This window comes from Corynebacterium sphenisci DSM 44792 (assembly GCF_001941505.1).
In the GTDB taxonomy this organism is placed as follows: Bacteria; Actinomycetota; Actinomycetes; order Mycobacteriales; family Mycobacteriaceae; genus Corynebacterium; species Corynebacterium sphenisci.
On sequence record NZ_CP009248.1, the window covers coordinates 282,820 to 295,997 of the forward strand.

The 13,178-nt window shown below is 72.1% G+C and carries 11 protein-coding genes and 4 tRNA genes; 14 read left to right on the forward strand and 1 reads right to left on the reverse strand.

The genetic code is table 11. The features are described from left to right. Window position 1 precedes the first annotated feature (1 nt). A complete protein-coding gene (locus CSPHI_RS01290) occupies window positions 2-691 on the forward strand; it encodes a demethylmenaquinone methyltransferase (RefSeq protein WP_075691145.1) in 690 nt (229 codons plus the stop codon). A 19-nt stretch (window positions 692-710) separates the two neighbouring features. Here CSPHI_RS01290 and CSPHI_RS01295 read toward each other — a convergent pair whose 3' ends face one another. Further along, the gene (locus tag CSPHI_RS01295) at window positions 711-2,066 is read right to left on the reverse strand and encodes a geranylgeranyl reductase family protein (RefSeq protein WP_084210171.1); all 1,356 of its coding nucleotides are present in this window, start codon (window positions 2,064-2,066) and stop codon (window positions 711-713) included. 109 nt (window positions 2,067-2,175) lie between these two features. Between CSPHI_RS01295 and CSPHI_RS01300 the strand changes: the two genes are divergently transcribed. From CSPHI_RS01300 to rpoB, 13 genes are all read left to right on the forward strand, one after another. Further along, complete coding sequence (locus tag CSPHI_RS01300) at window positions 2,176-3,216, forward strand: polyprenyl synthetase family protein (protein WP_075691146.1); 1,041 nt, start codon at window positions 2,176-2,178, stop codon at window positions 3,214-3,216. 110 nt (window positions 3,217-3,326) lie between these two features. After that, window positions 3,327-3,411: transfer RNA gene (locus tag CSPHI_RS01305), tRNA-Tyr, on the forward strand. 230 nt (window positions 3,412-3,641) lie between these two features. Next, a tRNA-Thr gene (locus tag CSPHI_RS01310) sits at window positions 3,642-3,714 on the forward strand. Window positions 3,715-3,782: 68 nt separating this feature from the next. After that, window positions 3,783-3,856, forward strand: a tRNA-Met gene (locus tag CSPHI_RS01315). A gap of 70 nt (window positions 3,857-3,926) precedes the next feature. Next, window positions 3,927-3,999 (forward strand) — tRNA-Trp (locus CSPHI_RS01320). A 35-nt stretch (window positions 4,000-4,034) separates the two neighbouring features. Further along, the gene (gene secE / locus CSPHI_RS01325; RefSeq protein ID WP_075691147.1) at window positions 4,035-4,346 is read left to right on the forward strand and encodes a preprotein translocase subunit SecE; all 312 of its coding nucleotides are present in this window, start codon (window positions 4,035-4,037) and stop codon (window positions 4,344-4,346) included. A gap of 185 nt (window positions 4,347-4,531) precedes the next feature. Further along, the gene (gene nusG, locus CSPHI_RS01330; protein WP_084210419.1) at window positions 4,532-5,308 is read left to right on the forward strand and encodes a transcription termination/antitermination protein NusG; all 777 of its coding nucleotides are present in this window, start codon (window positions 4,532-4,534) and stop codon (window positions 5,306-5,308) included. 284 nt (window positions 5,309-5,592) lie between these two features. Then, window positions 5,593-6,027, forward strand: a complete 435-nt coding sequence (rplK, locus tag CSPHI_RS01335; RefSeq protein ID WP_075691149.1) for a 50S ribosomal protein L11 — start codon at window positions 5,593-5,595, stop codon at window positions 6,025-6,027. A gap of 130 nt (window positions 6,028-6,157) precedes the next feature. Further along, entirely contained in the window at window positions 6,158-6,874 is a 717-nt protein-coding gene (rplA, locus tag CSPHI_RS01340; RefSeq protein WP_075691150.1) for a 50S ribosomal protein L1, read from the forward strand. Window positions 6,875-7,170: 296 nt separating this feature from the next. Next, window positions 7,171-7,686, forward strand: a complete 516-nt coding sequence (gene rplJ, locus CSPHI_RS01345; protein WP_075691151.1) for a 50S ribosomal protein L10 — start codon at window positions 7,171-7,173, stop codon at window positions 7,684-7,686. A 93-nt stretch (window positions 7,687-7,779) separates the two neighbouring features. Next, complete coding sequence (gene rplL, locus CSPHI_RS01350) at window positions 7,780-8,166, forward strand: 50S ribosomal protein L7/L12 (protein ID WP_075691152.1); 387 nt, start codon at window positions 7,780-7,782, stop codon at window positions 8,164-8,166. Between the two features lie 171 nt (window positions 8,167-8,337). Continuing rightward, window positions 8,338-9,306, forward strand: a complete 969-nt coding sequence (pgfA, locus tag CSPHI_RS01355) for a cell envelope lipid trafficking protein PgfA (protein ID WP_075691153.1) — start codon at window positions 8,338-8,340, stop codon at window positions 9,304-9,306. A gap of 358 nt (window positions 9,307-9,664) precedes the next feature. Then, window positions 9,665-13,153: a DNA-directed RNA polymerase subunit beta gene (rpoB, locus tag CSPHI_RS01360; protein ID WP_075691154.1), complete on the forward strand. Its 3,489-nt coding sequence runs from the start codon at window positions 9,665-9,667 to the stop codon at window positions 13,151-13,153. The last annotated feature ends 25 nt before the right edge of the window (window positions 13,154-13,178 follow it).

Genomic DNA, 13,178 nt, shown 5'->3' on the forward strand with positions numbered 1-13,178 from the left:
CGTGGCACGGGCAGACCTGGACAAGAACCCCACCGAGGTGTCGTCGATGTTCGACGCCGTCGGCGCGCGGTACGACCTCACCAACACCATCATGACCGGCGGCCTGGACGCCTACTGGCGGCGCCGGGTGACCCGCCGCCTGGACCCGCTGCCCGGGGAGCGGGTGCTCGACCTCGCCGCGGGCACCGCGATCTCCACCGCCGCCCTCGCCGCCGGCGGGGCCTGGTGCGTGGCCTGCGACTTCTCCCGGGGGATGCTGCACGCCGGGGCGCACCGGGAGGTGCCGAAGGTCTGCGGGGACGGGATGGCGCTGCCCTTCGCGGACGGGGTCTTCGACGCGGTGACCATCACCTGGGGGCTGCGCAACATCCAGGACCCGGAGGCGGGCCTGCGCGAACTGGCCCGGGTGACCAAACCGGGCGGCCGGCTCACCGTCGCCGAGTTCTCCACCCCCGGCAACCGGCTGCTCGCCCGGGTGTACAAGGACGTGGTGCTCGCCGCCCTGCCCGCGGTGGCCCGGGCCGCGGCCTCCAATCCCGAGGCCTACGTCTACCTCGCCGAATCCATCCGGGCCTGGCCGGACCAGGAGGAGCTCGCCCGGATCATCACCGCCGCCGGCTGGGCGGACTGCGGCTGGCAGAACCTCACCGGCGGCATCGCCGCCATGCACTCGGCGGTGAAACCCGGCTGAGCCGCCCCGCGCGCCCGGGTCAGGCCCAGGGCGGGCGGGACTCCGCCGCCGCGGAGAGCCGGCCGGCGGCCCGCCAGGTGCGCGCCACCAGATCCCGGTCCGCCTCGGTGACCAGGTTGCCCATCAGCCGGGCGGCGGCGCCCATCAGCGGCCCCGCCCAGGGCGCGCCCAGGGTCAGCGGGCCCGCCGCGGGCAGGAACCCGGGCCGGGTGAGCAGCCCGGCCAGCCGCCGGGCCAGGGAGAACGACTCCCCGTAGTGCTCCCGCAGCAGCGCCGGCCAGGCGTGGGTGAGCCCGTCCGGGTCCCCGGGGGCGGCGAGCATCCGGTGCACCGCCAGCCGGGCCGATTCCATGGCGTAGTCGATGCCCTCCCCGTTGAGCGGGTTGACCAGGGCCGCGGCATCGCCGATCAGCGCCCAGTTCACCCCGGCGACCCCGCTGACCGCCCCGCCCATCGGCAGCAGCGCCGAGGTCACCCGCTCCGGTTCGCCCAGCCCCCATTCCGCGCGCACCCGCCCCGCGTAGTGGCGCAGCAGCTTCTTCACGTTCGCCCGCGCCGGCCGGCCCGCGGTGGCCAGCGCCCCGCAGCCCAGGTTCACCCGCTGCCCGCCGCCGCCGTCCGCGCCGAGCGGGAAGATCCAGCCGTAGCCGGGCAGGGTCCGCCCCTCGGCGTCGGTGAGCTCCAGATGGGAGTGGATCCACTCCTCGGCGCGGCCGGTGGCGCAGTAGGACCGGGCCGCGACCCCGAAGACGTGGTCGCGGTGCCACACCCGGCCGAGCAGCCGGCCCACCGGGGAGCGCACCCCGTCGGCGACGAGCAGCCGGTCCACCGCCACCCGGCGCACCTCCCCGTCCGGGCCCCGCAGCAGCGCATGGCTGACCCGGCGCAGGCTCGGCCGCACCAGGTCCACCACCTCATGGCCGTCCAGGATCCGGGCCCCGGCCGCGGCGGCGTGGTCCAGCAGCAGCCGGTCGAACTCGGCCCGCGGCATCGCCGAGCCGGTGGCGGGGAAGGCGCCGCCGGCCGGCCAGGGGGCGGTCACCGAACCGCCGAAGCCGTGCAGCCGCAGGCCCCGGTTGACCACCCGGCCGGTGACCGCCCCGGCCAGGCCCAGCCGGTCCAGCTCCGCCAGGGCCCGGGGGGTGAGCCCGTCCCCGCAGGTCTTGTCCCGGGGGAAGGCGCGGGCGTCGGCGACGGCGACCTCCAGCCCGGCGGCGGCGGCGTAGGCCGCGGCGGTGGACCCGGCCGGGCCGCCGCCGACGATGAGCAGGTCCACCCCGGCCGGCACCGGGGCGGGGCCGGCTCCGGCGGCGCTGGCGGAGGCGGTGGTCGCGGCGGGTCCGGGGGCCCCGGGGGAGTCGGCGGAGAGGGTCATTGGCCCAGGCTATCCGACGCCCGCACCGCCCCGCCTGGGGAACCTCGGGCGGCGTCGATTACGGTATATTCAGCACGAATCCCGGTCGACGAACGAGGCAGGAGTCCATATGCGTATCGGCGGCAGCACCGCGAAGGACGCCCAGCGCACCGCCGGTGCCGTGATCTCCAGCGTCGACCTGGGCGATGCCGGGCTGGAGGCCGACATCACCGCCGGGATGCGCCGCTGCGAGGAGCTGCTGCTGTCCGAGCTGCGCCGCGGCGAGGACTTCCTCGTCGAGCAGGTCACCCACCTCGCGGCCGCCGGGGGCAAGCGCTTCCGGCCGATGTTCGCCCTGCTCGCCGCGCAGTTCGGGCCCCGCCCGGAGGCCCCGGAGGTCACCACCGCGGCCACCGTGGTGGAGCTGACCCACCTGGCGACGCTGTACCACGATGACGTGATGGACGAGGCGGAGCTGCGCCGCGGGGCGCCCTCGGCCAACGCCCGCTGGGACAATTCGGTGGCCATCCTCGCCGGGGACTACCTGTTCTCCTCCGCCTCCCATCTGCTCGCCCAGCTCGGCTCGGACACGGTGCTGCATTTCGCGCGCACCTTCCGGGACCTCGTCACCGGGCAGATGCGCGAATCCACCGGCTGCCCCGCCGGGGAGGACCCGGTGGCGCACTACCTGCGGGTGATCCGGGAGAAGACCGGGGTGCTGATCGCCTCCGCCGGCTACCTCGGCGCCCTGCACTCCGGGGCCGGGGAGGAGGTCATCGAGGCGCTCGCGGCCTACGGGGAGAACGTGGGCCTGGTCTTCCAGATCGTCGACGACATCATCGACATCTCCTCCGATCCGGACGAATCCGGCAAAACCCCGGGCACCGATCTGCGGGAGGGCGTGTTCACCCTGCCGGTGCTCTACGCGCTGCGCGAGGAGGGCCCGGCGGCGGACCGGCTGCGCGAGATCCTCGACGGTCCGGTCACCGACGACGCCCTGGTCGCGGAGGCCCTCGATCTGCTCGCCCGCTCCGGCGGGGCGGAGCGGGCGATGGCCGATGTGCGCGGCTACCTGGCCCGCGCCGAGGAGGCGATCGCGGAGCTGCCGGACATCCCGGCCAAGGAGGCGCTGCGCCACCTCGCCGGGTACACGGTGCGCCGGGTCGGCTGAGCCCGCGCCGCCGATGCCGGCGCCCGGGGGCGTTCTCCCGCCCGGCCTGGGGATTTGCCTTCCCCGCGGCGCCCTGGTGTAGCATGTGGGACGCACCGCATGCGGTGCACGCCAGATTGCCCGAGCGGCCAAAGGGAGCGGATTGTAAATCCGTCGGCATTGCCTTCGTTGGTTCGAATCCATCATCTGGCACCATCCGGCCGGCGCCCCGCGGAAGACCATTCCGCGGGGCGCCGGCCGTTCCCGTGCCCGGGGCGGGGGAGGCCGGCCGCACCGGCGCGGCTGCCGCGGCGGCGGGCGCCGGCGGCGGAAACGGGGCGGGAAAGCCGTGGTGAACAGCCGATTTGCCGAACCGGGTCCGCGTTGGTTAATCTTTCGGAGGCTTCAACGGCGGGCCGGGTTCACCCGGTTCGCCCGGAGGCCGCGCCCCCTTAGCTCAGTCGGCAGAGCGTTTCCATGGTAAGGAAAAGGTCGACAGTTCGATTCTGTCAGGGGGCTCAGTTCTTTTGTGCGGCCCCGGCCGCCGGCCGGAAGGCGGGTGGCCCGGGGCCGGACGACGGAACCGGGGCGATGTAGCTCAGATGGTGAGAGCGCACGACTCATAATCGTGAGGTCGGGGGTTCGATCCCCCCCATCGCTACTGGTGACCTGGTCACCACCCTGACCGGCCCCGTGCTAGGGTTGGGAACCGCCCGCCGTCGCGCGGGCGAAGGGGCGTAGCTCAATTGGCAGAGCAGCGGTCTCCAAAACCGCAGGTTGCAGGTTCAAGTCCTGTCGCCCCTGCAACACCCCCACCGGAGAGCAGCGCGAGGAGAAACGTGGCCGAGCACAACCAGAGCCCCGCCGCGGAGGCCCAGCGCCCCGCCGGCAAGCGCCAGATGGCGGGCGTCGCCACTCCCGCCGCGGGCCGACCCGCCCGCCGCGCCGAGGACGCCCCCGCCGCCCGCGCCAACCCGGTGACCTTCATCAAGCAGGTCCTCGCCGAGCTGCGCAAGGTGATCTGGCCCACCGGCCGGCAGATGCTCGTCTACACCATCGTGGTGATGGCCTTCCTCATCTTCACCCTCGCCCTGGTGTGGGGCGTGGACACCCTCGCCGGGCTCGGCGTCTCCGCGGTATTCGGGTCCTGAGCCCCCGCTGGGGTATACTCGCCCCCAGTGCACCACCATCCCGCCACCGTCGAACGGTAGGCGGGATTGATTTTTGGCCCGCCCCGGCACGGGGAAGGGCCCAGCAGCGAAGGAAAGGCAGCCCCTTGAACGACGGGAACAACATCTTCTCCGACGCCGGCGGCGACGGCGCCCCGGCCGGATCCATGGGCGAGGCGCTCATCGAGGCCGCCTCCGAGGCGTACACCCCCCAGCAGGAGGCCGAGGCCCCCGGCGCCGCCGACCCCGCCCCCGAGCCCGCCGCGGCCGAGGCCGACGCCGCCGCGGAGCCGGCCGAGGAGGTCGACCCGGAGCAGGAGTACCGCCGCCGGCTGCGCGAGTTCTCCCGGGAGCTCAAGCGGCGCAAGGGCGACTGGTACATCATCCAGTGCTACTCGGGCTACGAGAACAAGGTGAAGACCAACCTGGAGATGCGCGCCCAGACCATGGGCGTCGACGAGCAGATCCACGAGGTCGTGGTGCCCATCGAGGAGGTCGAGGAGCTCAAGGACGGCAAGCGCAAGATCGTCAAGCGCAAGCTGCTGCCCGGCTACGTGCTGGTGCGCATGGAGCTCGACGACCCCTCCTGGTCCGTGGTCCGGGACACCCCCGGGGTGACCTCCTTCGTCGGCTCCGAGGGCCAGCCCACCCAGGTCAAGATCCGGGAGGTGGCGAAGTTCCTCATGCCCAAGGAGACCGTCGCCGCCGCCGGCGACGCCGAGGGCACCGCGGTGGCGGTGGCCCCGAAGGCGGAGGAGACCCAGGTCAAGGTGGACTACGAGGTCGGCGAGTCGGTGACCATCCTCTCCGGGCCCTTCGCCTCGGTGGCGGCCACCATCTCCGACATCGACCCCGCCGCCGGCCGGATCAAGGCCCTGGTGTCCATCTTCGGCCGGGAGACCCCGGTGGAGCTGGGCCTCGACGAGGTCGAGAAGCTCGACTGAGCCCCGCCCCGGCCCGGCCGCCCGTTTGGGCGCCGGGCCGTCGTCGGCGTACACTGTCCGATCGTGCATGCCCGCCTCCGGCGGCCCCGCGGGGCCGGCCCGGGCGACGGGACGACCCGCCCGGCCGCGTCCGCCCGGTCCCCGAAAGTCACCGGGGGCCGGTCGCCGGCCGGGTCGCGTTCCGGGGCATGCGCCACCTTCTCCGCACCGCGGGGCGCCCCGCCGGCCGTACCCGGCGGACGCCACGGCCCCCGCGGTGAAGACAACGAGGAATCAGGAAGAACATGGCCCCCAAGAAGAAGCTTCAGGCAGTCATCAAGCTGCAGATCCAGGCCGGCCAGGCCAACCCGGCGCCGCCGGTCGGCCCGGCCCTCGGCGCCCACGGCGTCAACATCATGGAGTTCTGCAAGGCGTACAACGCCGCCACCGAGAACCAGCGCGGCGACGTCATCCCCGTGGAGATCAACGTCTACGAGGACCGTTCCTTCGACTTCAAGCTCAAGACCCCGCCCGCGGCGAAGCTGCTGCTCAAGGCCGCCGGCGTGAAGAAGGGCTCCGGTGTGCCGCACACCGACAAGGTCGGCTCCGTGACCATGGACCAGTGCCGCGAGATCGCCGAGCAGAAGAAGCCCGACCTCAACGCCAACGACGTCGAGGCCGGGGCGAAGATCATCGCCGGCACCGCCCGCTCCATGGGCATCGAGGTCACCGGGGCCTGAGCGGCCCCGACCGCGCCGGACGGCGCACCCGCCGGAGCCCGACCGCGGCCCCGGCGACAGCACACAGACCATTGTGGGAGAGCCAGCTACGGCCCGCACCACACCTCCAAGTACGTGATTGGAACGTGACATGAGCAAGAACTCCAAGGCCTACAAGGCCGCGCTCGAGAAGATCGACGCCGGGCGCATCTACTCCCCGCTCGAGGCCGCCGGCCTGGCGAAGGAGACCTCCTCGAAGAACCACGACGCCTCCATCGACGTGGCGATCCGCCTCGGCGTGGACCCGCGCAAGGCCGACCAGCTGGTGCGCGGCACCGTGTCGCTGCCCAACGGCACCGGCAAGACCGTGCGCGTGGTGGTCTTCGCCGCCGGCGAGAACGCCACCAAGGCCGAGGAGGCCGGGGCGGACCTGGTCGGCACCGATGAGCTGATCGAGAAGATCCAGGGCGGCTGGACCGATTTCGACGCCGCCATCGCCACCCCCGACCAGATGGCCAAGGTCGGCCGGGTCGCCCGGGTGCTCGGCCCGCGCGGGCTGATGCCGAACCCGAAGACCGGCACCGTGACCACCGACGTGGCCAAGGCCGTCACCGACATCAAGGGCGGCAAGATCTCCTTCCGGGTGGACAAGGCCGCCAACCTGCACGCCCTCATCGGCAAGGCGTCCTTCACCGCCGAGCAGCTCGCCGAGAACTACGGCGCCCTGATCGACGAGCTGATGCGCCTGAAGCCCTCCGCCTCGAAGGGCAAGTACCTGAAGAAGATCACCGTCTCGGCCACCAACGGCCCGGGCATCCCGGTGGACACCACCGTGATCAAGAACTACCTCGGCGAGGCCGAGGCCTAGCTCCGCCCGCGCCCCGGCGGCGATTTGCCGCCGGGGCCGCCGGGGGCGTAGAGTCCCCGGTTGAAGTTTGACCGGGGAGGGCGACCTCCCCGATAACCTCAAGTTTCACCGAAGACCGCCGGTTCCCCGGGCACCCGGGGCGAAGGCCCAGCGACCACGCTGGCGGCCCGCGCAGGGAGCACTTGGGGGCACGCCGTGACATGCGCGCCCCGACGCCCCCCGCGTCGGGGCGCTCTCGTCGTCTCCGGGCCCTCGCGGCGGAACCACGACACCGAAGGAAGGAGGCGAGAGTACCCATGGCAGTCACCCCCGCCAAGGAGGCCGCGGTCGCGGCCCTGAAGCAGGACTTCGACGAGTCCAACAACAACGTGGTGCTCACCGAGTACCGCGGCCTGTCGGTCGACGAGATCACCCAGCTGCGTCGCGCGCTCGGCGCGGACGTGAAGTACTCCGTCGCCAAGAACACCATGATCAAGCTCGCCGCCGCCGAGGCGGCGGTGGAGGGGCTCGACGAGCACCTCACCGGCCCGACCGCGGTCGCCTTCATCAAGGGCGAGTCGGTCGACGCGGCGAAGGCGATCAAGAAGTTCGCCGACGAGCACAAGGCGCTCGTCATCAAGGGCGGCTACGTGGACGGCTCGGCGATCGACGCCGAGCAGTTCCGCGCCCTGGCGGACATGGACAACCGCGAGACCACGCTGGCGAAGATCGCCGGCGGGTTCAACGGCGTTCTGGCGAATGTCGCCGGGCTCCTCGACGCGCCCACCTCCTCCGTCGCCCGGCTCGCCGCGGCGCTGGAGGAGAAGAAGTAGCCGAGGCCCCCGGCCCCAGCACCCCCGAAGACACCAGGCCCGCCCCGCCCCGGGGCGGCCCCCGCAGAAGACACACCCGCAAGGAGAACCATCATGGCGAAGTACACCACCGAGGAGCTGCTCGAGGCGTTCAAGGAGATGACCCTCGTTGAGCTGACCGAGTTCAAGAAGGCGTTCGAGGAGGAGTTCGACGTCACCGCCGCCGCCCCGGTCGCCGTGGCCGCCGCCGGCGCCGCCGGCGGCGAGGCCGCCGCCGCCGAGGAGAAGGACGAGTTCGACGTCGTGCTCGAGGACGCCGGCGCCAAGAAGATCGGCGTCATCAAGGCCGTCCGCGAGATCGTCTCCGGCCTGGGCCTGAAGGAGGCCAAGGAGCTCGTCGAGTCCGCCCCGAAGGCCATCGTCGAGGGCGCCAACAAGGACGACGCCGAGGCCGCCAAGGCCAAGCTCGAGGAGGCCGGCGCCACCGTCTCCCTCAAGTAGGGTCGACCGCCGCCCGCCGCGCCGCCGGCGCGGCCGCGCACCGGACACCCCCGCCCGACCGGGCGCCCCGCACGGGGCCCCGGCCGGCGGGGGTTTTCCGCATGTCCGGGGCCCCTCCCGGGCCCGGCCCGGATTCGGGCCCCGCCGGCGGCCCCGGGTAGGATTCAGGGTATGCTTCCCCGTTCCCGGATCGTCTCCGTCCTCCTGCTCGGCCTGGGCGCGGCGCTCATCGTCGCCGGGCTGGCCCTGCCCCGGCTGCTCGACGCCGAGCCCCGGGTGCCGCTGAACCTGCCGGACACCACCCTGCGGCTGCACGCCGAGGACGCGGTCACCGCCCGGCTGGGCGAGGACGGCGAGGTCGAGGAGGTGCGCTCCCCGGTGCGCCGGCAGTTCCACGCCGAGTTCATCGAACCCGCCGACGAGGACACCGTCTCCCTGCGGGTGGGCACCTCCATGACCCGGGAGGGCCCGGAGGCCGCCGCCGATCCGCTGGGCGGGCTGGTCACCGCCAACGTGTGGACCCTCACCGTGGACCGGCTCACCGGGCTGCCCACCGGCCCGGCCACCCTCAACGACCAGCCCCTGGACATCCGGGAGAAGGTGGACATGGGCGGCAGCTGGGCGAAGTTCCCGGCCGGCGCCGAGGAGCGGGACTACCCCGTCTTCGACGAGGTGCTGCGCGGGCCGATCACCGCCGGCTTCGTCGCCGCCGAGGAGCGGCAGGGCCACCGGGTGCTGCACTACCGGCAGGAGATCGCGGAGGTGGACGTGGCCACCCGCTACCAGGGCATGTTCACCGACGGGGTGCTCGACGGCCGGCCGGTGCACCTGGAGTACTCCGGCACCCGGGACTGGTGGGTGGAGCCGGTCACCGGGCTCATCGTGGACCTGGCCGAGGACCTCGACGCCCGCTGGGTGGACGAGTCCGGTGAGACGGTGGCGGTGGCCATGGACTTCACCGGGGAGATGCCCCGCGGCGACGCCGAGGCGCAGCTGCGCCAGGCGGTGGCGGTGGCCGACACGCCCGCCCCGCGCCCCTGGGGCATCGCGCTGGCCGTGATCGGTGCTATCTTGGCGGCCGTCGGGCTGTTCGGGGCGCTGCGCCCCGGCGCGGCCCGCGGGACCGGCGCGGAGCGGTAGCACGGCACACCCCGTCACCGGCGCACTCCGCCCGGCGCCCCCGCGGCGGCCGCACCCGACCCCGCCCGGCGCCGGTGCGCCGGGCCAGGGCCCCCGCGCCTGCGGAAGCGGCCCCGATCGACGCTGCCCCGCGCCGCCGGCCGGGTGCCGGGTGGACACCGCGCGCGCCGTGATATAGCATGAGCTGTTGCGCTGGAATTAGGTGTGTCGTAGTGTCTCCAAATTCGCCCCGACCGCATCGGGCCCCCGGGTCCGGGACGGTCGCGGTGCGCTGCGCCCATCGCCGTTCCGGCAGACCAAACGCTTAAAACCAAGCGGTACGGGGGCTCGCCGAGCGCGGGCGGCCCGTCCGCGTGAGGTGCTGGAAGGACGCATCTTGGCAGTCTCCCGCCAGACCAAGGCAGTGCCCGGAATCCCCGGAGCTTCGAAGAGGTACTCGTTCGCGAAGATCAGTGAGCCGATTCCCGTTCCGGGGCTTCTCGATCTGCAGCGCGAATCCTTCGCGTGGCTCGTCGGCACCCCGCAGTGGCGCGCCCGCCGCGCCGAGGAGCTCGGCGACGAGTCCCTCGTCACCAGCGGCCTGGAGGACATCCTCGACGAGCTCTCGCCGATCGAGGACTACTCCCAGAAGATGTCGCTGACCCTGTCCGACCCCTGGTTCGACTCCGTGAAGAACACGGTGGACGAATGCAAGGACAAGGACATCAACTACTCGGCGCCGCTGTACGTCACCGCCGAGTTCACCAACCGGGAGACCGGCGAGATCAAGAGCCAGACCGTGTTCATCGGGGATTTCCCGATGATGACGGACAAGGGCACCTTCATCGTCAACGGCACCGAGCGCGTCGTGGTCTCCCAGCTCGTGCGCTCCCCGGGCGTGTACTTCGACGAGTCCATCGACAAGTCCACCGAGCGCCCCCTGCACTCCGTGAAGATCATCCCCTCGCGCGGCGCGTGGCTGGAGTTCGACGTCGACAAGCGGGACACCGTCGGCGTGCGCATCGACCGCAAGCGCCGGCAGCCGGTGACCGTGCTGCTGAAGGCCTTCGGCTGGACCGAGGCGGAGATCCGGGAGCGCTTCGGCTTCTCCGAGATCATGATGGCCACCCTGGACAACGACGGGGTCGCCAACACCGATGAGGCGCTGCTGGAGATCTACCGCAAGCAGCGCCCGGGCGAGCCGCCGACGCGGGAGTCCGCGCTGGCCCTGCTGGAGAACAACTTCTTCAAGCCGAAGCGCTACGACCTGGCCAAGGTCGGCCGGTACAAGGTCAACCGCAAGCTCGGCCTGGGCGAGGCCGGGGTGGGCGAGATGACCCTCACCGAGCAGGACATCGCCACCACCATCGAGTACCTGGTGCGCCTGCACGAGGGCGAGAAGACCATGACCTCCCCGGACGGGGTGGAGGTGCCGGTGGAGGTCGACGACATCGACCACTTCGGCAACCGCCGCCTGCGCACCGTCGGCGAGCTGATCCAGAACCAGGTCCGGGTGGGCCTGTCCCGGATGGAGCGGGTCGTCCGGGAGCGGATGACCACCCAGGACGTGGAGTCCATCCAGCCGACCACCCTGATCAACGTCCGGCCCGTCTCCGCGGCGATCCGGGAATTCTTCGGCACCTCGCAGCTGTCCCAGTTCATGGACCAGAACAACTCCCTGTCCGGGCTCACCCACAAGCGCCGCCTCTCCGCGCTCGGCCCCGGCGGGCTGTCCCGGGAGCGCGCGGGCCTGGAGGTCCGCGACGTGCACCCCTCGCACTACGGCCGGATGTGCCCGATCGAGACCCCGGAGGGGCCGAACATCGGCCTCATCGGCTCCCTGTCGGTCTACGCCCGGGTGAACCCCTTCGGCTTCATCGAGACCCCCTACCGGCGGGTCGTCGACGGGCAGATCACCGATGAGGTGGACTACCTCACCGCCGATGAGGAGGACCGCTACATCGTCGCCCAGGCGAACACCCCGATCGACGAGCACGGCCGGTTCCGCGACGAGATGCTCTCGGTGCGGATCAAGGGCGGCGACGTGGAGCGGGTGCGCGCCGAGGAGGTCGACTACATGGACGTCTCCCCGCGGCAGATGGTCTCCGTGGCCACCGCCATGATCCCCTTCCTCGAGCACGACGACGCCAACCGCGCCCTGATGGGCGCGAACATGCAGCGCCAGGCGGTGCCGCTGCTGCGCGCCGAGGCCCCCTACGTGGGCACCGGCATGGAGCTGCGCGCCGCCTACGACGCCGGCGACGTGATCATCGCCCCGGTCGCCGGGGTGGTGGAGACCGTCTCCGCGGACTTCATCACGGTGATGGACGACGAGGGCGCCCGGCACACCTTCATGCTGCGCAAGTTCGAGCGCACCAACCAGGGCACCTGCTACAACCAGCGGCCCCTGGTGGACATCGGGGACCGGGTGGAGGCCGGCCAGGTGCTCGCCGACGGCCCCGGCACCGCCAACGGCGAGATGAGCCTCGGCCGCAACCTGCTGGTCGCGTTCATGCCCTGGGAGGGGCACAACTACGAGGACGCGATCATCCTCAACCAGCGGATGGTGGAGGAGGACATCCTCACCTCGATCCACATCGAGGAGCACGAGATCGACGCCCGGGACACCAAGCTGGGCCCGGAGGAGATCACCCGCGAGATCCCCAACGTCGGCGAGGACATGCTCCGCGACCTCGACGAGCGCGGCATCGTCCGGATCGGCGCGGACGTGCGCGACGGCGACATCCTGGTCGGCAAGGTCACCCCCAAGGGCGAGACCGAGCTGACCCCGGAGGAGCGGCTGCTGCGCGCCATCTTCGGCGAGAAGTCCCGCGAGGTGCGCGACACCTCCATGCGGGTGCCGCACGGCGAATCCGGCAAGGTGATCGGGGTGCGCGTGTTCTCCCGCGAGGACGATGACGACCTGGCCCCCGGCGTCAACGAGATGATCCGGGTCTACGTCGCCCAGAAGCGCAAGATCCAGGACGGCGACAAGATGGCCGGCCGGCACGGCAACAAGGGCGTGATCGGCAAGATCCTGCCCGCCGAGGACATGCCCTTCCTGCCCGACGGCACCCCCGTGGACATCATCCTGAACACCCACGGCGTACCCCGCCGGATGAACATCGGGCAGGTCCTGGAGGTGCACCTGGGCTGGCTGGCCAAGTCCGGCTGGGCCATCGAGGGCGACCCGGAGTGGGCCCGGCGGCTGCCCGAGGAGCTGCGCGACGTGCCGGCGGACTCGCTGGTCGCCACCCCCGTCTTCGACGGCGCGGAGAACGACGAGCTGGCCGGCCTGCTCGCCTCCTCCCGCCCGGACCGGGACGGCGACGTGCTGGTCAACGCCGACGGCAAGGCCACCCTCTTCGACGGCCGCTCCGGCGAGGAGTTCCCCTTCCCGGTGTCCGTGGGCTACATGTACATGCTCAAGCTGCACCACCTGGTGGACGAGAAGATCCACGCCCGCTCCACCGGGCCGTACTCGATGATCACCCAGCAGCCGCTGGGCGGCAAGGCCCAGTTCGGCGGGCAGCGCTTCGGCGAGATGGAGGTGTGGGCGATGCAGGCCTACGGCGCCGCCTACACCCTCCAGGAGCTGCTCACCATCAAATCCGATGACGTGGTGGGCCGGGTGAAGGTCTACGAGGCCATCGTCAAGGGCGACAACATCCCGGATCCCGGGATCCCGGAGTCGTTCAAGGTGCTGCTCAAGGAGCTGCAGTCGCTGTGCCTCAACGTGGAGGTGCTCTCCGCGGACGGGGTGCCGGTGGAGCTGGGCTCCACCGACGACGACGAGCTCGACCACGCCACCGCCTCCCTGGGCATCAACCTGTCCCGCGACGAGCGGGCCGACGCCGACTCCGCCTAGCGCGGGGTCCCGGCGCGGCCCGCCG

What these genes read in the sequence shown, in the direction of transcription:
- CSPHI_RS01300 (WP_075691146.1), top strand. Translation starts at nt 2,176, where the DNA reads ATGCGTATCGGCGGCAGCACCGCGAAGGACGCCCAGCGCACCGCCGGT.
- CSPHI_RS01295 (WP_084210171.1), bottom strand. Translation starts at nt 2,066, where the DNA reads ATGACCCTCTCCGCCGACTCCCCCGGGGCCCCCGGACCCGCCGCGACC.
- rplK (WP_075691149.1), top strand. Translation starts at nt 5,593, where the DNA reads ATGGCCCCCAAGAAGAAGCTTCAGGCAGTCATCAAGCTGCAGATCCAG.
- rplA (WP_075691150.1), top strand. Translation starts at nt 6,158, where the DNA reads ATGAGCAAGAACTCCAAGGCCTACAAGGCCGCGCTCGAGAAGATCGAC.
- rplL (WP_075691152.1), top strand. Translation starts at nt 7,780, where the DNA reads ATGGCGAAGTACACCACCGAGGAGCTGCTCGAGGCGTTCAAGGAGATG.
- nusG (WP_084210419.1), top strand. Translation starts at nt 4,532, where the DNA reads ATGGGCGAGGCGCTCATCGAGGCCGCCTCCGAGGCGTACACCCCCCAG.
- rplJ (WP_075691151.1), top strand. Translation starts at nt 7,171, where the DNA reads ATGGCAGTCACCCCCGCCAAGGAGGCCGCGGTCGCGGCCCTGAAGCAG.
- pgfA (WP_075691153.1), top strand. Translation starts at nt 8,338, where the DNA reads ATGCTTCCCCGTTCCCGGATCGTCTCCGTCCTCCTGCTCGGCCTGGGC.